Origin of the sequence: Pectinatus cerevisiiphilus (genome assembly GCF_004341685.1) — a bacterium.
GTDB classification, from domain to species: domain Bacteria; phylum Bacillota; class Negativicutes; order Selenomonadales; family Selenomonadaceae; genus Pectinatus; species Pectinatus cerevisiiphilus.
In genome coordinates this window covers 24,833-46,775 of record NZ_SMAA01000010.1, presented here as the reverse complement: position 1 = coordinate 46,775, position 21,943 = coordinate 24,833, and the positions used below count along the sequence as shown (strand labels likewise).

Annotated in this window: 18 protein-coding genes and 1 riboswitch; of the genes, 10 read left to right on the top strand and 8 right to left on the bottom strand. The window is 38.5% G+C overall.

The genetic code is table 11. The features are described 5' to 3' along the window. Positions 1–80: 80 nt before the first annotated feature. From EDC37_RS07735 to EDC37_RS07720, 4 genes are all read right to left on the bottom strand, one after another. Positions 81–686, bottom strand: coding sequence for a DUF2284 domain-containing protein (locus EDC37_RS07735; RefSeq protein ID WP_165874483.1), 606 nt, complete (start codon positions 684–686; stop codon positions 81–83). A gap of 39 nt (positions 687–725) precedes the next feature. Beyond that, positions 726–1,607 (bottom strand): amidohydrolase family protein, encoded by an 882-nt coding sequence (locus EDC37_RS07730; RefSeq protein ID WP_132549946.1) that lies wholly within the window; start codon positions 1,605–1,607, stop codon positions 726–728. 181 nt (positions 1,608–1,788) lie between these two features. Further along, positions 1,789–2,103 (bottom strand): thioredoxin family protein, encoded by a 315-nt coding sequence (locus EDC37_RS07725; RefSeq protein ID WP_132549943.1) that lies wholly within the window; start codon positions 2,101–2,103, stop codon positions 1,789–1,791. Between the two features lie 110 nt (positions 2,104–2,213). Further along, positions 2,214–2,401, top strand: a riboswitch (cobalamin riboswitch). A 456-nt stretch (positions 2,402–2,857) separates the two neighbouring features. After that, the gene (locus EDC37_RS07720) at positions 2,858–4,516 is read right to left on the bottom strand and encodes an acetolactate synthase large subunit (RefSeq protein ID WP_132549940.1); all 1,659 of its coding nucleotides are present in this window, start codon (positions 4,514–4,516) and stop codon (positions 2,858–2,860) included. 162 nt (positions 4,517–4,678) lie between these two features. Between EDC37_RS07720 and EDC37_RS07715 the strand changes: the two genes are divergently transcribed. After that, positions 4,679–5,548: an NAD(P)-dependent oxidoreductase gene (locus tag EDC37_RS07715; RefSeq protein WP_132549937.1), complete on the top strand. Its 870-nt coding sequence runs from the start codon at positions 4,679–4,681 to the stop codon at positions 5,546–5,548. Positions 5,549–5,633: 85 nt separating this feature from the next. On the opposite strand, the gene EDC37_RS07710 is transcribed toward EDC37_RS07715, so the two are convergent. Then, positions 5,634–6,587 carry an L-lactate dehydrogenase gene (locus tag EDC37_RS07710; RefSeq protein ID WP_132549934.1) on the bottom strand — a complete coding sequence of 318 codons (954 nt, stop codon included), beginning with the start codon at positions 6,585–6,587 and terminating at the stop codon, positions 5,634–5,636. Between the two features lie 34 nt (positions 6,588–6,621). Further along, positions 6,622–7,053: a MarR family winged helix-turn-helix transcriptional regulator gene (locus EDC37_RS07705; RefSeq protein ID WP_132549931.1), complete on the bottom strand. Its 432-nt coding sequence runs from the start codon at positions 7,051–7,053 to the stop codon at positions 6,622–6,624. A 444-nt stretch (positions 7,054–7,497) separates the two neighbouring features. Between EDC37_RS07705 and EDC37_RS07700 the strand changes: the two genes are divergently transcribed. From EDC37_RS07700 to EDC37_RS07690, 3 genes are all read left to right on the top strand, one after another. Continuing rightward, positions 7,498–8,712 (top strand): efflux RND transporter periplasmic adaptor subunit, encoded by a 1,215-nt coding sequence (locus tag EDC37_RS07700; RefSeq protein ID WP_231040004.1) that lies wholly within the window; start codon positions 7,498–7,500, stop codon positions 8,710–8,712. Between the two features lie 13 nt (positions 8,713–8,725). Next, positions 8,726–11,881: an efflux RND transporter permease subunit gene (locus tag EDC37_RS07695; protein WP_132549928.1), complete on the top strand. Its 3,156-nt coding sequence runs from the start codon at positions 8,726–8,728 to the stop codon at positions 11,879–11,881. Positions 11,882–12,031: 150 nt separating this feature from the next. After that, positions 12,032–12,844, top strand: coding sequence for a hypothetical protein (locus EDC37_RS07690; RefSeq protein ID WP_132549925.1), 813 nt, complete (start codon positions 12,032–12,034; stop codon positions 12,842–12,844). A gap of 113 nt (positions 12,845–12,957) precedes the next feature. Here EDC37_RS07690 and EDC37_RS07685 read toward each other — a convergent pair whose 3' ends face one another. Together EDC37_RS07685 and EDC37_RS07680 are read right to left on the bottom strand one after the other, a co-directional pair. Continuing rightward, the gene (locus EDC37_RS07685) at positions 12,958–13,608 is read right to left on the bottom strand and encodes a TerC family protein (RefSeq protein ID WP_132549922.1); all 651 of its coding nucleotides are present in this window, start codon (positions 13,606–13,608) and stop codon (positions 12,958–12,960) included. A gap of 295 nt (positions 13,609–13,903) precedes the next feature. Continuing rightward, positions 13,904–14,107: a beta/alpha barrel domain-containing protein gene (locus tag EDC37_RS07680; protein ID WP_132549919.1), complete on the bottom strand. Its 204-nt coding sequence runs from the start codon at positions 14,105–14,107 to the stop codon at positions 13,904–13,906. A gap of 248 nt (positions 14,108–14,355) precedes the next feature. Between EDC37_RS07680 and EDC37_RS07675 the strand changes: the two genes are divergently transcribed. From EDC37_RS07675 to EDC37_RS07650, 6 genes are all read left to right on the top strand, one after another. Beyond that, complete coding sequence (locus EDC37_RS07675; protein ID WP_132549916.1) at positions 14,356–15,030, top strand: GntR family transcriptional regulator; 675 nt, start codon at positions 14,356–14,358, stop codon at positions 15,028–15,030. 82 nt (positions 15,031–15,112) lie between these two features. Next, positions 15,113–16,006 carry a 2-hydroxy-3-oxopropionate reductase gene (gene garR, locus EDC37_RS07670; RefSeq protein WP_132549913.1) on the top strand — a complete coding sequence of 298 codons (894 nt, stop codon included), beginning with the start codon at positions 15,113–15,115 and terminating at the stop codon, positions 16,004–16,006. A 37-nt stretch (positions 16,007–16,043) separates the two neighbouring features. Further along, positions 16,044–17,468, top strand: coding sequence for a four-carbon acid sugar kinase family protein (locus EDC37_RS07665; protein WP_132549910.1), 1,425 nt, complete (start codon positions 16,044–16,046; stop codon positions 17,466–17,468). 18 nt (positions 17,469–17,486) lie between these two features. Further along, entirely contained in the window at positions 17,487–18,356 is an 870-nt protein-coding gene (locus EDC37_RS07660) for a class II fructose-bisphosphate aldolase (RefSeq protein WP_132549907.1), read from the top strand. 16 nt (positions 18,357–18,372) lie between these two features. Next, on the top strand, positions 18,373–19,710 hold the full coding sequence (locus EDC37_RS07655) for a GntT/GntP/DsdX family permease (RefSeq protein ID WP_132549904.1): 1,338 nt from the start codon (positions 18,373–18,375) through the stop codon (positions 19,708–19,710). Between the two features lie 547 nt (positions 19,711–20,257). After that, positions 20,258–21,835, top strand: coding sequence for a ClC family H(+)/Cl(-) exchange transporter (locus EDC37_RS07650; protein ID WP_132549901.1), 1,578 nt, complete (start codon positions 20,258–20,260; stop codon positions 21,833–21,835). The last annotated feature ends 108 nt before the right edge of the window (positions 21,836–21,943 follow it).

Genomic DNA, 21,943 nt, shown 5'->3' with positions numbered 1-21,943 from the left:
TGCAATTCTTTTTTACACCTGGGATAAAATAGCTTATCCCTTTTTTTATTGGTATTATTCATTGGTGGAAATTTATGCTCTCACGAAAGTGCCTGCAATTCATTGAAAACAGTTTGCATTGCCTGTTCACTTATTTTATCTTTACTGAGCAATGCATGAATAAGCGTATGATATTGCGGCAGTCTATCCTTACTCCAAAGTAATTTTATTCGCAAAAAGTCTTCCGAAAGGCCTCCCAAATCAATACCAAAAGCATCTAACGAATACCGCATCTTCTCTGGTTTACAACACACCTCATTATTTATTCTGGAGCACTTGCGGCAAAAGCTGCATCCTCCCGAAGATAATGACAGCGTATCCGGTATTTTTTTCTCGGCCGAAAGCAAGATATTATTCACTTGTTTTTTCACCGTTTCCGTTGTCCGCATGGATATTCCCCAAATTTTTCCCTTTTCAGTGACATTTGCTATTATTTCCTTCGCATAAAAAATTTGGATACCCCAAAAGTATATATATTTATAAGCATGGAGATATTCGTCTATATTAAAGTTTAACGGCGGACATGACCAGCATGTATTATATTTTTTACAAGCCATGCAGTATTTTAAGAATTTTTCCCTATTTTGGTAATGCGCCAACACATCATCCAAAAAAGCATCCCTGCCAGTAATCTTCAACGTATACATTTTGTCCCTCATTTTCCTCGGTATAAAATGTTTTTTAAATTAATCTATCCTTACTGCCTTTTCACGTGGTAAATAATCTTTTAATTTACGAAAAACATTCAAAGCATTATCATAAAATACAGCCTGATGATATTTTTTGGGAATAACGGCTTTTATTATTTCAATATAATTTTTCATATCAGCAAGCGGCCAATCGGAACCGTACATAACCTTATCATAACGATCCATATAATTAAGCCATGTTTTCAAATGTTCTATGTAGCCTGCCCTTTCACGCAAAAATTCAGTCGAATCAACAAGCCCTTCTATCAAACCTGACATATCAAGATAAACATTTGGATTTTTCATAGCTACTTCAGTTGCATCTATTATCCACGGGTTCCCACAATGGGCTATTACGAAACGAACCTTGGGAAAATCAACGGCTGCTTCATCAACTGTGAGCGGATGGGCATATTTGAGCTTACCATGGCTGCTGGCTGTATCTCCTGTGTGGATCACGACAGGTACATCATACTTTTCTGCCATTTTAAAAAACGGATGATAGATCTCGTCGTCGACAAAATAATGTTGGTAGCCAGCGTAAATTTTAAAGCCTAGGCTAGACGGTTCCTGTAGTAATTTTTCATAGGCAGCAAGTGTTTGTTCACGGTTTTCAGCAGTTATCATGTCTGTTGCGATGCCAAGGCATTGCGCCAGATACGGTGGAAATTTAGTAAATCCATGCGTTATTATTTGCGGATTTATGCTGCCTTCAACCATATTGGACGGATCTACTCCCATTCCCACTCCCAAAACGACTCCACATTTGTCAAATTCTCTTTTCAACGTAGGAATATCGCATTCGCAGTTTATGTTTGCCGCTGTTTCCACAAAATTACCTATAACCGAAAAATGCATATGTGCGTCAATTATTTTCATGACAACCGCACCCCTTTATATTTAATCTGAACAATCTGCCAAATAAAATAAGACTCTATTTCATCAATAGAGTTCTCATTTTGGACAGTGCAGTTTATTCCAAAGCTAACATAGCAGTGTTCGCGCATTTGCATAATTTTTCATTGCAAGCCCTGCTGTATTCCTAACATCACGTACAGGATTAATCATTGAGCATCATATGACACAAGTCTTCTCTTGAAACGGCTCCGGTTATTTGGGCTGCCGACCGGCCGTTTTTAAATATGATAATAGTAGGAATCGTATTCACGTTATAACGCTTTATTAATTCGCGTGATTTATCGACATCCACGCTTCCCACCTTATATTTTCCCAAGGCATTAGCTTCCATCTCGTTTATTATAGGCGCAAACTTTTGGCACGGCACACACCAGTCAGCTCTAAAATGCACAAGCACAGGCACTGACGATTGCAGAACTTCCTTTTCAAAATTCTGCTCAGTATATAACTGCGGCATGTTTTCCTCCTTTTTAGCAATAGCTGTTGCGATATGTATTTAATATACCCTTTATCAAAGATTATTGCAAGGTTGACAAAAATTTTTTTGAGTGTTATCATAATATACAATTAAATATTGAAGAATCAGGCGTCAGCAATGACTTAATAGGGAAACCGGTATTTTTTTTAGTCCGGTGCGGTCCCGCCACTGTAACACGAAGCAACCCCGCAGTTTTTCCATTGGAATTTTTATTCTGAGAAGGAGCGGTAAGGCAATGATGTGAAGCCAGGAGAACTACCTGATTGACAGTCACCGTTATACATTAATTTGTATAGTACCTGCGAGCGATGGGAAGGAGATTATTGAATAAATAATTTTAGTATAGTTTACCCTTTTCTTGGCGTTCGCCTTGAAAAGGGTTTTATTTTGTTTTCAGCCCCTTTGTATCTTCAGCTAATACATAGGGGATTGCTCATAGAGTTTTACTTCCTCTTAAACACTGCAATAGCAGGGCCTTGCTTTTATAGCAAGGTTTTTTTTTATCTTTTTTTATCTCTATATCCCTGTGCAGCTTCATCACTATACTTTTTACAAATCTTACAGTTTTATATAATGGACAAGGCTTTAAAATTGACCTTGTCCATATTCTTTCAATACAATACAGCTTACTAGAATTAAAATACCCCACCTAAAATAGGCAAAACCAAATCGTTTTCTCGCAGTATATGTATTCCCTGTTTTATAACGATTTCAGTCCAACGATATTTTTAACTCAAATTTCATTCATAATTTTTTGCAGATGTTCTGTGAGTTTCATATTTTCACTGTAATCTACCTGGCAATCAATAATTGCCGGTGTATCCAAACTAAACGCTTTTTTCAAGGTAGGGATCAGTTCATCTGCTTTTTTGATGCGGAAACCGACAGCATGCACGCTTTCAGCAAATTTCACAAAATCAGGATTTGTAAAATCAACACCATAAGTATGGTTATATTGAGCTTGCTGTTTCCATTTTATAAGTCCATAGCTGCTGTCATTAAATATCAATGTCACAAAATTCGTTCCCAGACGAGTTGCCGTTTCAAATTCCTGGCAATTCATCATAAAACCGCCATCACCCGTTATTGCCAATATCTTTTTATCAGGATTAACAAGTTTTGCCGCGATAGCCCCCGGTACTGCTATCCCCATTGTGGCGAATCCATTAGAAATAATGCAGGTATTCGGTTTATAGCAGTTATAGTGGCGCGCTATCCAAACTTTATTAGCTCCAACATCTGAAATGACTATATCATCCGGTCCCATGATTTTACGTACATCATTGAGAATGCGCTGTGGTTTCATCGGGAAAGCATCATCAGCAGCATAACTTTCATGTTCAGCCACCATTTTTTTACGCATTGCCAGTGCTTCCTTAGGTTCCTGGAGACGTGCGGCTTTTTGTTTAATGCGTTTCAACGAGTCAGGTATATCGCCGACTACTTCTATATTAGCCTGATACAGCTTATTGATGTCAGCAGGAGACGCATCTATATGGATTATATCCACGTCACCGCTTTTGTTCCATTTAGATGGTGCATATTCAATTATATCATAGCCAACTGCTATTACAAGGCTTGCCTTTTCCAGTAACTTATTCTGATAATCAGGGAAAGGTATTCCTACAGTCCACATCGCATATTTATTATCAAACGGAATGGCACCTTTTGCCATCATGGTATTTATTACCGGTATTTTAAGTTTTTCCGCAAAAGCCGTCAATTCCTTCGCCGCATGTGACCGGATAACTCCGCTGCCAGCAAGAATGACCGGACTTTTAGCATAAGAAATCATTTCTGCGGCTTCATCTATTGTATGAACAGAAGCATATTCACTGATCGGATACTGTTTTTGCAAGGGACGTTCCGAAGCTGCAATAGGCATCAATCCTATATTAACAGGTAAATCAATATGGCATGCGCCTGGTTTTTCCCGTTCAGCATACTTAAAGGCTAAACGGACTATTTCATTCACGGTATCAGGTCTTACTACCATTTTAGTGCGGCGTGTTATCGGTTCAAACATTTTCGTCAAGTCGAGGAATTGATGCGAAGTAATATGCATCCGGTCAGTACCTACCTGTCCCGTTATGGCAACAAGCGGTGCACCATCGCTGTCAGCATCGGCAACACCTGTTACGAGATTTGTCGCGCCCGGTCCCAATGTTGCTAGACATACACCAGCTCTTCCTGTAAGTCTGCCATAAACATCAGCCATAAAAGCTGCGCCTTGTTCATGCCGAACAGTTATAAACTGTATTTTTGAGTTTTCAAGTGCATTCATAATAGCTAGATTTTCTTCACCGGGAATCCCAAAAATATACTTTACCCCTTCTTCTTCAAGACATTCTACTAATAAATCAGCGGTACACCGCTTACTTTTTTCACTCATGTTATTAACTCCTGCAAAAATATAATTGATATCATGTTCAATGATACCCATTAAACAAAAATTTATCAATAAAAAATTACAATAAATTTGTAAATAAATAATGAATTATACGATTTCATTCATGCTATAATTAAGTAAAAAAATTTGTGTAGGAGGAAAGAAATGAAAAAAATCGGGTTTATTGGTACAGGAATAATGGGTAGTGCGATGGCAGAACACCTGCTCGCTGCCGGATACGAACTGAGCGTCTATAACAGAACCAAAGAAAAGGCCACTGCCCTGTTGGCTAAAGGCGCAAAATGGTGCGACAATGCCGGTGCGTGTGCCCGCGGACAAGATGCGATCATAAGTATAGTCGGCTATCCTAAAGATGTGGAAGAAACATACCTTGGCGCTGATGGCATTTTGGCTAATGCCAAAAAAGGAGCTTATGTCATAGATATGACTACTTCTTCTCCTATACTCGCCCAAGAAATATACGCAACAGCAAAAAAGAAGGGCATTTATGCCATCGACGCGCCTGTAACCGGTGGTGATATCGGTGCCCAAAAAGGTACACTCTGTATATTGGTTGGTGGTGATGAAGATGCTTTTTCTGCAGTAAAACCACTTTTAGAAAAAATGGGCAGCAATATTATATATGAAGGCAGCGCAGGCGCAGGGCAAAAAACAAAGGCCTGCAACCAGATTGCCATAGCTGGTGCACTGGCTGGAGCATGTGAAGCCTTTTCGTACGCCAAAGCAGCAGGGCTTGATGTCAGCAAAGTCTTTTCTGCCATTTCCCAAGGGGCTGCCGGCAGTTTCCAGATGACAAATGTGGTTGCCAATGCGCTCAAAGGTAATTTTGAACCTGGTTTTATGCTCAAACATTTCATCAAAGATATGCAAATTGGTGTCCAAACCGGCGAAGCCTTTTCCGTAGACATGCCAGTTTTAAAACAGGTGCTGCTCGAAGCGAAGGAACTTGCAGAAAAAGGACTGTCAGAAAAAGGAACTCAAAGTTTAATAAAATATTATAAAGATAATGCTTAACCTTTATCTTCTGCTTACAATAAATTGCCCCCAGACAGAGCGCATATATTTGCTCATGCTGGGGGCACGTTATTATGTAACTATCTTAAATAAGCGAATTAGCGCGCAGTATTGATTTTATACTTTCAGCACTTTTGTGCAACGCTTCCAGTTCACTATCAGGGAACTGAATAGCCAGACGCTTTTCTACGCCATTTTCACCTATTATACTTGGCAGGCTTAACGCCACATCGTTCAATCCGTATTCACCCGTCAATGGTATTGATACCGGCGTCACGCAACGTGTATTCAGTAAAACTGCTTTAGCAAGGTAGCAGGCACCCATAGCGATACCGGTATTAGTCCAGCCTTTGGATTCAAGCACATCATACGCCGTCTTTACAACCGTATTAGCAATCTTTTCCTTATCAAAGGGTTCATTGTAGTCATAATATTTATCAAGCTCATTAAGACGCACGCCGCCTATACTGACAGTACTCCATGCTGGAAAAGCGGAATTACCATGTTCGCCGAGCATAAACCCCTGTACATCTTTTGCGTTTACATTATAATGATTGGCTATTATGCGTTTAAATCTCAGCGTTTCCAGCGTGGTTCCCGTACCGAAAAGCTTTCCTGGCGCATAATCAAATCTAGTAACAGCAAGGTATGTTGTAACATCTAAAGGATTAGTTATCATTATAAAAGCCGCATCCCGCGTATACGAAGTTACTTCCTTCATAATATCGCCAATAACTTTTATGTTTCGTTTGGCAAGAATAAGCCGTTCATGTTTTTCATCAGGCATAATGCTAGGGCCGCCTGCGCAGATTATGATACTAGCATCCTTGCATTCTTCAAAACCACCGGAATATATTTTAACATCTGGGCTGCATCCAGCCGGAGTCGCATGTGTCATATCTAATGCTTCTCCATGTGCTTTCTGTTCATTAATATCAATGCAGACTATTTCTGCCGCCAATTGCTGTGCTACAGCCTGTACCAAAACCGCTGAGCCTACGTTGCCCATTCCAATGATCGCAAGTTTATTTTTTTGCAATATAATTACTCCTTTTGAAAATAAATATTTAACACTATATCATTGATATTTTACCAAATAATTTTGCCAAAGTATGTAGCGAATTACCAAATTCCACAATTTCTTCTTCAGAAAGCGTCGCTAAAGTTGTTTCCAAACGGACTTTTATCAGTTGTTGATGATTATTAATAAACTGTCTGCCCTTTGTTGTCATCTTTATTCTTACCCGGCGACGGTCTTTCGTATCTGAAACCCTTCTAACAAAACCACCGTTTTCCAGCCGGTCAATCAATGGTGATAATTGCTGCTTTATTATGGAAAGCCGCTCTCCTATTTCAGAAAAAGTCAGACTCCCCTCATCACTGAGGAGTACCATCACTGCAAATTGGTTAATCGGTATCGGCATGGAAATATGGCGAAAGATGCGGTGACGCATCAAAAAAAGTACTTCTAAAAAATCATTGGAAATCTTCTTCTTATCAGACATGTTATTGTTCCTTTCATTGCAAATTACATCAAACGTATATATTAAAAATCTCCAATTTTTACATTTTATATTTTATTATATACACTTTCGATAAAATAATTTCTTTTTATTATTATCAAGTGGCTATTTTGCCACAAAAAAAATTTTTTGTTATTAAAAAAACCAGTTTTACATGCATCCATTTGTCAGGCATTGCACACAGTAAAGTCTTGACTTTTCAATAAATATACTATACTATAATGTTCATTGATAGTAAATGTTTATTTACGAACAATTTGATACTAGGTTTGATTAGCTTACATAGAATGCTTATTCATTACATAAGAATACCTATTTAATGTAGAATATATTTCAAGATTACTATATAATAGTGATATATTTCTTCTAAATTCCCCTTTTTATTTTGATATTTTAACATTATCGCACGTATGGAGGTAGAACGAATTGTTAGCAAAAAGCTGGACAAAAACGATTTGTGCTTTTTCTGTTCTTCTGACGATGCCGGTCCTGCTGTTCGGCTGTGGTGCAAAACAGCAACAGGCTCCGGCAGAAGCGCAGGTAAAAGCGATCGCCGCAATTCAACAGGATGCGCCGCTTTCTTTTGAATATGCAGGTGAAGTAAAAGGCACCAACGAGGTGAATGTACAGGCGCGCGTTTCAGGCTCTGTCGTGACTAAATACATTCATGGCGGTGAGGAAGTCTCCGCAGGACAGGCATTATACAAAGTTGACGATGGCAATTATGTAAGCGCATTAAACCAAGCAAAGGCAACACTTGCCCAATCACAGGCACAGCTCAGTAATGCCCAGCAGGATTTGTCCCGCTATGCACAGCTCATAAATAATAATGCCATTTCCGATCAGCAGTATACCAATCAGCAGCAGACAGTGGCTTCTTACCAAGCAGCTGTAGAAGCAAACCTGGCACAGGTCAGCAAAGCAGAGAAAGATTTGAGCGATACTATTGTTCGCGCACCTATTTCCGGGCGGCTTGATGTCAATGATGTTGCTACTGGTGTTTATGCAACAGCAGGAAATACAACCTTAGTTTCGCTGGGTGCAATCAATCCTGTCTATGTACAGTTCAGTATAAGTGAAAACGAATACCTGAACTTCAACAAAATATTTAACGGTAATTTTATCGGTAAAGAAGTAAACATTACGCTCAGTGATGGCAGCGAATATCCAGTCACCGGTAAAATAGACCAGGTAGACCGTTCCATGCCTAATGATTCCGGTTCCCTAACAGTCAAAGCCATCTTTGATAACCCGGACAACCTCCTTTTACCAGGTATGTTTGCACGTGTGAAAATGACTGGTGAAACGGTTCCAAATGCTGTACTTGTACCACAGCGGGCCGTACAACAACTTTTAGATAAATCCTTTGTTATGGTCGTGGGTGATGATAACAAATCTGTTTCTCGTGTAGTAAAATTAGGACCTAAAATTGGCAGTTACTATATCATCGAAGACGGTATAAATCCTGGTGATAATGTTGTCGTCGAAGGCCTGACAAAATTACGTGAAGGTGTTCCACTCAGTGTGACAATGGTTACAAGTGATCAACTAGGTCTTTCGATGGATGCAAGTGCCGACTCATCAGCAGATTCACAGGCAAGTTCAAATGATGATTCTTCAAGCTCCGGACAAAACCAGTAAGGGGTGAGACAATTTGGCAAGATTTTTTATTAACAGGCCGATTTTCGCCATTGTTATATCAATCATTATCGTCCTAGTGGGTCTCATATCCATGTTTAGCCTGCCTATAGCCCAATACCCGCAGATATCGCCACCGACAATCCGCGTCAGCGCCACCTATAACGGGGCAAGTGCGAATGTCATAAACGAAACTGTTGCGCAGGTAATAGAAGCACAGGTAAACGGTGTTGAAGGCATGGACTATATGTCCGCCACATCAAGCGATAATGGTTCATACAGCCTGCAGGTCGTCTTTAATGTCGGCTCTGACGGCGATATAGACTCAGTAAAGGTTCAAAATAAAGTTGCCGCAGCAAATCCCAGTCTGCCTTCAAACGTCCAGACTAATGGTGTTACAACTACCAAATCATCAACTGATATGGCCATGGTATTTTCCTTGTATTCTCCTAATGGCACATATGACAGTACATTCGTTAAAAATTATGCAGATGTTTACTTAACAGATAAAATCAAGCGTGTCGCCGGCGTCGGTGATGTAACGGTTTTCGGCTCTGACTATGCCATGCGTATCTGGCTGAACCCTGATAAATTATCGGAACTTGGACTTACTGCCAATGACATAATAACGCTCATCCAGGAACAGAACCAACAGGCACCGGCAGGAACAATTGGCGGCCGGCCAGCTTCCAACGACCAGGAAATCCAATATACAGGTAAAGTCCAGGGTCGTCTTGAAAGCATAGAAGACTTCCAGAATGTAATCATCAAAGTCAACAGCGATGGTTCTCTGGTAAGACTTAAAGATGTAGCCCGTGTAGAAACTGGCAAAAAAGATAACAGCATGTCTGGCGTTTTCAATGGTCGGGACAGCGTTAATATGGCAATCCAGTTAACTGAAACTGCTAACGCCATGGACACCGTAGCAGGTGTAAAAAAAGTCCTCGAAGATGCTTCCCTTGACTTCCCACCAGACCTTACTTATACAACGATAGTAGATAAAACCGATTTTATAAGAGAATCTGTTACTGAAGTTGTCAAGACCTTCGTTGAAGCACTGGTCCTAGTCATGATCATCATGTTTATCTTCCTGCAAAGCTGGCGTGCTACACTTATCCCGATGCTGGCTGTACCAGTATCCTTAGTTGGTGCATTTGCCGCCTTCGTGGTATTAGGCTTTTCGATAAATACGCTTACACTTTTTGCTATGGTGCTAGCCATAGGGCTGGTTGTCGACGATGCGATTGTCGTTATTGAAAATGTTGAACGACATATCACCGAGGACAAACTCGACCCTAAAGAAGCCACCCGCCGTGCTATGGATGAAGTATCCGGACCGGTAGTCGCCATAGCTTTCACCTTGGCTTCAGTATTTTTACCAGTAGCCTTTTTAGGCGGCATGACAGGGATTTTGTACAGGCAGTTCGCTCTGACCATAGCTATTTCTATGGCTTTGTCAGCCTTCGTAGCCTTATCTCTGACACCGGCATTGTGCGGCATACTCTTAAAACCGCATGATCCTAATGCTCATTCTGGCAAACTAGCTAAATTCTTTGCCGTCTTCAATAATGGTTTTGATAAAATGAATCGCGGTTATGTAAAAAATGTCAGCCGGTTCATTAATAAATCTAAACTAAGCCTTATTTTTCTAGCCGTAGTTATCGGTCTGATGGGATGGCTGTTTAAGACATTGCCTTCGACTTTTATTCCTGATGAAGACCAAGGCTTTCTTATCGCTTCTGTCAATATGCCGGAAGGTACGTCAGCCAACCAGACAGAAAAAACGGTTAATGAATATGCCGATACAATCCAGAAATTACCGGGAATGAAAAATGTAATGGCCATAACCGGTTATGATATTCTGACAAGCGCAAGCAAATCAAGTGCCGGTACTCTGTTCGTTGGTCTCTCTCCATGGGAAGACCGCAAAACTGCTGAAACACAAATCGGTGCAGAAATAGGTGCCGCCATTAAAACCGGTGCGCAATTCCCACAAGCTTCTATCATAGCGATGAATCCACCATCCTTACCTGGTTTAGGTACATTAGGCGGGTTTAACCTGCAATTGCAGGATATGAGTGGACATAGTGATGAAGAGTTGAATGAAATAGCACAAAAAATCACTGCGACAGCTAACCAGCGTCCTGAACTGCAAAGTGTCTATACCACATTCCAAATAAATACACCTAACTATCAATTTAATATTGATAGAGATAAAGTAAAACAACTCGGTGTAAGCTTAAGTGATGTGTTCAATGCTCTGCAGGTCAATTTCGGTGGTTATCCTGTAAATGACTTCAACAAATTTGGTAAGACATACAAGGTCATGCTACAGGCTGATACAGGCTTCCGCGGTAATGTCGATTCCACAAGATTTATTTACGTAAAGAACTCCGCGGGCGAAATGATTCCGTTAAATACCTTGCTCAAACCTCAATTGGAATCAGCGCCTACTATTGTAACAAGGTTTAACGCTGCCAAGAGTATAACCATCCAAGGGAGCGCAAAAGCCGGTTACAGTTCTGGACAGGCTATGGATGCCATCCAAGAAGTTGTTAAACAAGCAGCTCCATCAGGGTTTGAAACAGAATGGTCCAGCCAAAGCCGTGAAGAAGCAAAAGCAGGCAATACGACAACGCAGGTAATGATCCTGGCATTAGTCTTCGTCTTCCTGTGCTTGGCAGCTCTTTACGAAAGCTGGAGCGTACCTTATGCGGTACTTCTTTCCGTACCAACTGGTATCTTCGGTGCATTGTTATCAGAAATGATAATGAGTCAGCAAAACAGTGTTTATATGCAGATTGGGATCATCATGCTTATCGGTCTGGCTGCTAAGAATGCAATTCTTATTGTTGAATTTGCTAAAGTCAGAACTGATGCAGGTATGCCTATTGTAAAAGCTGCACTAGAAGCTGCACATCTTCGTCTGCGCCCTATATTGATGACGTCACTAGCCTTCATCATCGGTTGTTTACCACTTGCTATTGCGACTGGTGCCGGTGCGGGCGCACGTAATAATATGGGTATCGCCGTTGTCGGTGGTATGTTTATAGCTACACTGTTTGGGATATTCCTCATTCCAGTCCTGTTTGTAGTCGTAGAAAAAATTGCTGCTTTCTTTACAAATAAAAAGCAAAGTCATAAAAAGAAGAGTCCTGACGAATACATGTGATTCATATGCTTCTAATGGGCTAAAATAAATGTTTTAATATATGGATATAGTTTGCCTCGATATAGGGATGTAGATGTTATTACAATACATCCCTATATTTTTTTGTGGAAATACGATATAATGTACATTATGTAATAGGAGGGAACAATAATGAGAATGATAAATATGTTGAAAATATTTGCGGGAATTTTTGCCGTTTCCATGTCTATAGGATTAATGCAGCCTAAGCAGGCATCTGCTGCCTATACTTATACCAGTAAAGATTATGGCTACAGCATTGACTGTCCACAAAAACCACTTGGGGTTATCCCGCTCATAGATCCTAACCAAAAAGGTGAAGTACTCGTTTTTAAAAATGACGGGTATAATATCCTAGAAGGATGGATAATCGCTACCAATGCTTTTGATTCATCACAGATTCCCAATTTTGATAAAATGACAGATAAAGAATCGCAACAATATGCCGCTAACTTTGTAATGAATAGTAACGGCAGATACCAGACCGTGTTATTTATTCCGTTAAACGGCCATAAAGTATTATATGCGGTTGGTCAACAGGATGTATATGTTGATGCAAATAAAAAAGAAAAAGCCGATGCAGTAAAAGGCAATGTCAGCCAACGTATCGAAACTTATATTCCTGGCCAAAAAACAAATTATGTCATCGTATTTTTTAAGTCAGGCGAAATGACTACTCAGGACAGCACCGATTATCAAAACGGTTTGATATCCTTCAAAGAATTGCCTGCTGATGCAAATGCCATACAGGGAACACCCGCTAATGCAAACGCTAATGCAAATGCCATACAGGGAACACCCGCTAATGCAAACGCTAATGCTACACCAGTAGCACCTACTGATGCAAATGCTAATGCTGCACAAGCACCTACTGATGCAAATACCAATGCCGCACAAGCACCTGCCGATGCAAATGCCGATGCTCCTGCCGAAAATAATAATTAATTTTTCTGTGTAATTGATATCCTTTTTAATAAAAGCCCGCTTCAAAATTGAAGCGGGCTTTTATTAATGCAACACTTATGATATCCAAAAATAATCAGTTATACATAAGCAATTTATGCCTTTTTCCTAAAGAAATAAGGGGAAGAAACTACACCAACTACAAAAATTACAGGCAGTATATACCGTATATATTCATTCAAATCTAAAAGCAGACTGCCTATCACCTTATCACCAATTATCATAGTCGCTGAAGTGTAAGCTAAAATGGCCGCTCCCAAGGTAATAAGCATGGGAAATTTATCCATACATTTTGCTATCAAGCTGCTGCCCCAGATAATTATAGGCACGCTTATCAAAAGTCCTACTACCACCAAGGTAAGATTACCATGCGCGGCTCCCGCTATAGCTAAGACATTATCTATCCCCATGGCAGCATCAGCAACTATTATCGTCTTTACTGCGCTGCTAAAATTAGCCGCAACACTTATTTCGCCTGTTCCTTCAGACGGCTTAAGCAACTTTATCGCAATTGGCAACAGCAACAGTCCACCAATAGCCTGTATATAAGAAATTGTCAACAAATATGCCGCTAAAACAGTCATCACTATTCTTATGCCTATTGCCCCTGCAGTTCCTACATAGATTGCTTTTTGCCGCATATTCTGTGGTAAATTACGTGAAGCCAAGGCAATCACTACAGCGTTGTCTCCAGCCAAAACGAGATCCAAAATTATTATTGTTCCTAATGCAGTAATAAAATCCATTATTTTCCCCTTTTCACTCTCACTAAATTTTTATTTATGCACAAAAAAAAGACTTTCAATGCGCATAAAATACACATTAAAAGTCTCACTTTCGCTATTCACGACGCCGCTGCCAGACGCATAATACAATTGCATCAGTGTTGTTGACAACGATGTTAAAGTTACTCCCTTTTAATTACATTTAAATTATAACTGATCAATATAATACCTGTCAAGTAATATATTTAATAACATAACACTTCATAGAGCACTAAAAAAATATTACAATCAAAATCAATTTAACGGTTACATTATTTTATTTACAATTTGCCATAGTGCTTCCTTCACCACAGAGTTTCGTAAAATCAGCTGTAAATGCCTTTACCGCCGCAGAAACAGAATCATTTTGCAAAAGTCCATGTAAAACAACTGGTGCAACAGTAGCCGCACCGATTCCATATTCACAAAGTGCCTGTACTTGCTGCGCGTTTTTAAAACTGGCAGCCAATATTAATATCAAACCATTGCATTTTAAAAATTCCTTTCACCTTTGATAATTATAATATATTAATATAGAGAATATTTGTCAGTATCTTCTTTTTCAGTTTTGAAAAAAAGCTCACTTAATTCATATCTTTTCTTCATTTTTAAAAACAAGCTCATAATAATTTACATTTTTTAGTTTAATTATCATACTAGAATTAAATTTTTAATTGACTTTTGAAAATAAGAATAGTATGCTACATATCAGGGAGAAAGGAATTTTAAATGATAAAAAAAATTTCATATAAAGATCAAGTTTATCAACATTTAAAACAGTTAATTGTCAAAGGTGACCTTAATCCTGGAGAAATCTACTCTGAACAAATGTTTGCTAATCAACTAGAAGTTTCACGTACTCCGGTAAGAGAAGCCATCCTTCAACTCAAACATGAAGGCTTTGTTGAAATTTATAACAATCGAGGTATCAGCGTAAAACCAATCTCACTTGATGATATAAATCAAATCTTACAAGCTCGAACAGCAATAGAAGGTTATAGCGTTAAATACCTCACAGAACATATCCATACCGTTGAAGGTCAAAAAGCACTTCAACAAATGCAGAATTGTTTAAATGAAACTAAAAATTTTCTTGCCGACAATGCTAGTCATTATAAATACATGAAAGCTGATATTGAATTTCATGGTATTATTGTTCATTTCACTCAAAATACGTATTTTATCAAGACTGTTGATCAAATGAGAAGTAAATTGGAACAAATTACTGTAAATTCATTAACTTTCAAAAATCGCCATAAAGATGCATTGGCTGAACATCAAAAAATTTTTCAAGGTATTTGTAGTGGTGATGGACAAAAAGCTGAAAGCATTTTCAATGAGCACATGCTAATAACAGGAAATATTCTAAAAACATGTTTTAATGCAAAATCAATGGCATATTAATTGATTTTAATATGCCATTGATTTTGCATTAACTAGTATGTAACATGCTACATGCAATATATTATTTTAAGGAGGACTTAATATGTCAAAAGTAGGATTTATTGGATTAGGAATTATGGGAAAACCAATGGTAAAAAATTTACTGCAAGCTGGCATTGATACCACTGTTTACGATATCAGTGAAAATGCTATGGCAATATTAGCAAAAGAGGGCGCAAAAACAGCCACTTCACCAAAAGAAGTAGCTTCTAATAAAGACGTAGTGATTACGATGGTGCCAAATGCGGCCATTGTTAAGAGTCTTTTAGAAGGTCAAGATGGTATTCTTGCTGGTGCATGTCCAGGAACAGTAATTGTCGATATGAGTTCGGTATCTCCTGTGGCTTCGCAAGAATTTGCCAAACTTGCTGCTGAAAAAAATTGTCCTTTCCTCGACTCACCAGTAAGTGGTGGAGAACCAGGTGCTATTGATGGAACATTAGCCTTCATGATTGGCGGAGAAGAAAAAACTGTTGAAAAAATCAAATATATTTTTGAAGCAATGGGTAAATCTATAACAGTTGTAGGACCTAATGGTAGTGGTTCAGTTGCAAAATTAGCAAATCAAATCATGGTAAATCTCAATATTGCTGCAGTATCGGAAGCACTAGTATTAGCCCAAAAAGCAGGTGCTGATCCCAAAAAAGTATATGAAGCAGTTCGTGGTGGTTTAGCCGGCAGCACTGTACTAGACGCCAAAGCCCCAATGATGTATAGTCGCAATTTTAAACCAGGCGGAACTCTCGCTATCAATCTCAAAGATATTACCAATGTTATGGACACCGCCAAAAGTCTGAATGTCCCATTAATCCTTACAAGTTCTTTACAACAGATTATGCTCAGTTTGAAAGCTAATGGTCATATTATGGATGACCATAGCGGTATAGTTCAATTTTATGAAAAAATATCTGATGTTATAGTAAAATCCCAAGAATGACTGAAAATATTTGGAAAAATAGGAGAAGAATTTCATTATGGTGAAAATACTGAAAAATAATATTTTTAAAGAGATTCCATTAGTTAGTGAGCCAGAAGTTGATAAACTCCTTGCTAAAGCATTTCACGGATTTAACAAAAAAATTATTGTCCTCGATGATGATCCGACCGGAGTACAAACTATACATGATATTTCTGTATATACAGACTGGTCTGATAAGAGTATAGCTGCAGGGTTTGCAGAAAATCGCTCCATGTTTTTTATTTTAACCAATTCACGTGCTTTTTCTGCCGAATATACTGAAAAAGTCCATGAAGAAATAGCATCACGCATAGTAAAAGAAAGCCAGCGTTGTGGTAAGGATTTCATGATTATCAGCCGTAGTGATTCCACTTTACGCGGACATTATCCACTCGAAACAAAAACACTGCGAAATACTCTTGAGAAAAATACAAAAACAAAAATTGATGGAGAAATACTTATGCCCTTCTTTAAAGAAGGTGGGCGTTTCACCATTGGAAATATTCATTACGTACAGGAAGGTGATTATCTTATTCCTGCTGGTGAAACAGAATTTGCTAAAGATAAAACTTTTGCTTATAATGCTTCAGACATGTGCGCATATGTTGAAGAAAAGACACACGGTGAATATAAAGCAGCAGACACAACATGTATTTCTCTTGATGATTTACGTAATCTTAAAATAGATTCTATTTGTAATCAACTCATGCAAGTTAATAATTTTAATAAAATTATCGTCAATGCTGTTGATTATGTAGATGTTAAGATATTTGCAGCTGCACTTATACAAGCAATGAAAGCTGGAAAAAACTTTATGTTTCGTACGGCAGCAGCTTTTACAAAAGTGATTGGTAACATACCTGACAAACCACTCTTACGTCGAAGTGAACTAGTTGCTACTGAAAATAAAAATGGTGGTCTTATTATTGTTGGCTCACATGTACAAAAAACTACTGATCAACTTAATGAATTAATGAAAAATCCCCATATAAAATTTATTGAATTCAATCATCTCTTAGTACTCAATCCCACAAAATTAGCAACAGAACTTACCAAAATTATTAAAAGCACTGAAGATTTCATCAAAAAAGGGGAAACGGTCACTGTTTTTACAGGCCGGAAACGTTTTGATGCTGGATCGGAAGAAGAATCCTTGCGTATTTCTGTAAAAATTTCAGAAGCTATTACAAGTATTGTAGGTCGTTTATCTGTTCAACCAAGTTTTCTTATCGCAAAGGGCGGCATCACATCAAGTGATGTTGGAACCAAAGGCTTATCCGTTAAAAGAGCGCTTGTTCTCGGGCAGGTAGCTCCTGGTATTCCTGTATGGAAAACAGGCAAGGAAAGTAAATTCCCCGGTATGTCATATATCATTTTCCCTGGTAATGTAGGTGCTGTAGATACCCTGCGCCAAGTTGTTGATATGCTCAGTACTCACTGAAAGGTTTTAGGTGAAAATATGCTGATCAATTTAAAACAAGCTCTTCATTTTGCTGAAGAACAAAATATTGCTATAGGTTCATTTAATGTTTATAACGTAGAATCCCTGCAAGCTGTAATGCAGGGTTCTACAAAAACAATTGCACCAACAATACTTGCATTTGGTGAAGCCTACGATAAACATATGCCACTAGAGGCAATGGCTGAACTAGTAAAATTTTATACCAAAGATAAAGATCGACAATTCGTGCTGCATCTTGATCATAGTCGACATATAGAAACCATAGAAAGAGCACTTAAATGCGGCTTCACTTCCGTAATGTATGATGGCTCCGCTGAAACATTACAGAATAATATAGCTCAAACCAAAGCAATCTGTTCTTTAGCACATACCATCGGCGCCAGTGTCGAAGGTGAACTGGGGTACATGAATGAAGAAGACGGTTCTGATGCCAAAAAAGAAGTACGCCAACATGATTATACAACTGTATCATCAGCAAAAACGTATGCTACTGAATCAGATGCAGATGCCTTGGCAATAGCTATAGGAAATGCACATGGTATTTACAAAGGAGTCCCCTTACTTGATTTTACGCGTTTGCAGGAAATACATGCTGCCGTAAAACTCCCACTTGTGTTACACGGTAGTTCAGGAATATCAAAAAATGCTTTGCAAGAAGCAATCCATCTAGGAATTCGAAAAATAAACATTAACACAGAAATATCTACCACTGGTATAAAAGCAGCAAGAGAATTTTTAGCACAACATACTGATCCAAATACAAGATTTGAAACAATGACAAAATTTTCCGAAGAAAGAATGACTGCTGTAGTAGAACGATATATTGATTGGTTTACTTTTACAAAATGTAATTTTATTAGGAAATAATTCAGGAGGAAAATAAATGGAAACTGCCTTTTTAGTTGGCACTCTGTTTAGTGCAATTCTATTAGTTGTATTTTTAATCATGAAGATCCGTCTACATGCCTTTATCAGTCTCATTGTTGCCTGTCTGTATGTTGGTCTCATAACAAGTATGCCTTTATCAAAAATATGTGCTTCTATAGAGGCTGGCATGGGTAGCACCCTCGGTTTTTTAGCTACAGTACTCGGACTTGGCAGTATTTTAGGGAAAATGTTGGAAACTTCTGGTGGGGCAGAAAGACTTGCCCGCACACTTATTAACGCATTTGGTAAACGGCGTGCCAATTGGGCAATGATGGTAGTAGGTTTGATTACTGGCATACCTGTATTTTTTCAGGTTGGCCTTGTCCTACTCATCCCACTCATTATAAGTGTAGCCAGAGCAACTGGTCTTTCTATTGTCGCAATTGGTGTTCCAATAGGTGTATCCCTCCAAATTGTACACTGTATGTTACCTCCCCATCCAGCAGCAATGGCTATTGCTGCAACTTTACATGCAGATATAGGTAAAGTAATTATTTTAGGCCTTATTGTCTGTATAATTGCCGCAACAGTCGCCGGCCCTATTTGGACAAGTTTTATTAAAAAATATGTTAAAACAGACATGGCCTCATTATCAAGAACAAGAAAACAGACTGCCGACGCAGATCTACCACATTTTGGAATAACTTTATTTACCGTTCTATTACCAATGCTTATTATGGTTTCAAAAACTTTATTTGATTTAAGTGCTACTGAAAATTCTCAATATACTGAACTTGTAAACTTTATCGGCAATCCTATAGTAGCTCTTTTAATATCAGCATTCTTTGCCTATTGGTCACTTGGTCTAAATAGAGGTTTTTCTATGCGTGACCTGCTCAAATTCACTGACCAATCTTTTGCCCCTGTGGCTGGAATATTATTAGTTATCGGTGCCGGTGGAGCTTTTAATAAGGTTCTTATCGATAGCGGTCTAGGTATAAAACTAGGTGATATACTAACATCCCTAGACATGAGCCCTTTGCTTTTGGCTTGGGTAGTAGCTGCTGTCATGCGATTTTCTGTTGGTTCTGCTACAGTTGCCATGATGACTGCAGCAGGTATTGTCTCCCCCATGCTCGCACAATATCCGGGGCTTGATCCTGCCATAGTTGCACTAGCAGTTGGTTCTGGTGCTATCTGTTTTTCACATGTTACAGATTCAGGTTTTTGGATAGTTAAAGAGTATTTTAACCTTACTGTAGAAGGTGCACTAAAATCATATACATTAGCCACTTGCATAGCTTCTGTAACAGCAATCATTATCACTACACTCTTATCTAAAATCAGTTTTTAAATAATTATATATGTATTTTGGTTTACCAAAGTAGAAGAAAAGTAATTCCTTTTCTTCTACTTTTTAGTTAATCTTAAGTTCTCTATATTTTAATGTTTATTTTATAATCACACATTAACGATAATTTTATTATAAAAATGATTTGCTCGTATTTTTAGGTAGTAAAATTACTATTTATGTTCTAGCTCATAAATGATACGTTTCTGGACTTGTTAATGTAATTCTAATTTTTACTAGCAAAAATTATACATAATTCAAATATCCCTAAAATACATATGCTGAATTTCTTAATATACTCCTCAGTAGTAATACCTAACTTCATCCTGTACAGTAGTGTTTATAATTCTATTGTACAGGATTTAATTATTAATAATCTTTTTATACAAAAAACTTCCATCTGCAGTCTTCTTAATTCTGAGTGCAATTATTTAATACCAGTTTTCTAATTGACTTTTGAAGATAAAAATAATATGGTTACATATAAAAAAGGAACAAAATAATTAAAAATATCATTATAAGGAGAAAATCCTTCCCTAAGGAATACGTTATGAAACAAACAAAAATAGTAAATGTTTTAAACACTTTAGAAGGTAATCGCAGTCGTTATTTCCGTTTACAGCTTTGCATCGAAGGAATCATTATTGGTGCACTTACCGGCCTAGTTATATCTGCCTATAGAGGGTTACTGGAAGGTTCAGAGATTTTACGGCCATGGTTATACAGCTACTTCACTTTACCTCATTGGCCTTTTTTTGTGGCCTATTGTGCCCTTATTCTATTCTTTTCATTTTTCCTTTACTGGTTAATAAAAAAAGAACCACTTTGTACCGGCAGTGGTATCCCGCAAATAAAAGGCATTCTTTTAGGGAAAATGCACATGAATTGGCTAAGGGTATTAATCTGTAAATTTATCGGCGGTGTTATTGCCATAGGTGCAGGCCTGTCCTTAGGCCGCGAAGGCCCCAGTGTACAATTAGGCGCAGCACTCGCACAGGGTGTCAGTCGCAGCAGGAAACGCTCACGCATGGAAGAACGCTTTTTATTGACTAGCGGTGCCTGCGCCGGTCTGTCTGCTGCATTTAACGCACCGCTTGCTGGAATTATTTTCGGTTTTGAAGAATTATACAAAAATTTTTCTCCATTAGTGCTCATGGGCACAGCAGCAGCTTCCGTGACAGCAGCCGCTGTTACGGATATATTTTTTGGGAATACACCTGTATTTCATACTGGCAGCCTTCAAGTACTACCAATGAACATGTATGGTTTTTTATTTTTATTGGGTGCTTTTGTTGCCCTTCTAGGCATATGTTTCAACACTTCACTCTTTAAAGCTATGGACTGTTTCGAAAAACAGACCTTGCTGAAAAAAATGTGGAAACCAGCCCTGCCGTTATTTACGGCAGTCATTCTCGGTTTTATTCTTCCTCAGATATTGGGTGGTGGAAACCATTTAGTAGATATTTTAATAAAAGAAAATTACGGACTGGCATTTTTATGTATACTCTATATTGGTAAGCTTCTATTCACTGCTATGTCATTTGGTTCTGGTGTGCCTGGCGGAATTTTTCTCCCCATGCTTGTACTTGGTGCTATTGGGGGTGGCATTTTCAATCATTTTGCAATAATCCTGAACGCTAACGCTGCTTTTTATGCAACTAATTTTATTGTTTTTGGTATGGCCGCATATTTTGCAGCTGTAGTCAAAGCACCCATAACAGGCAGCATATTAATTATGGAAATGACCGGCTCTTTCCAACATATGCTGGCATTAATCTGTGTGTCTATGACAGCTTATGTCGTAACCGATTTATTAAAAGGAAAACCTGTTTATGATGCCCTCTTAAACCGCTCACTGCGCAATCATCCCAAGATTAAAGCACATCTGCATTATAAGCGCGTCCTCTTAGAAAGGGTTGTCGGCAATGGCAGCTCTGCCGATGGCAAACTCATCCATTCCATTGAATGGCCTGCCCACAGTCTTATCGTCAGCCTAAAACGCGGCGAAACAGAAATTATTCCAGACGGCCAAACACGGCTTCAGTCTGGTGATTATATGTATATATTGATCCATGAAAATCAAATCGAATCCTTGCAAAATATACTGGCTGAAAAAAATACTAATTAATTTTTCTTCGAATTAATTCCTATCACTTGCCCGCAAAAGCAAAATCTTATTTTTCCCTTAAAATGATATATTACATTAATGTACCTCCCACAAAATTAAGGTGAGCTT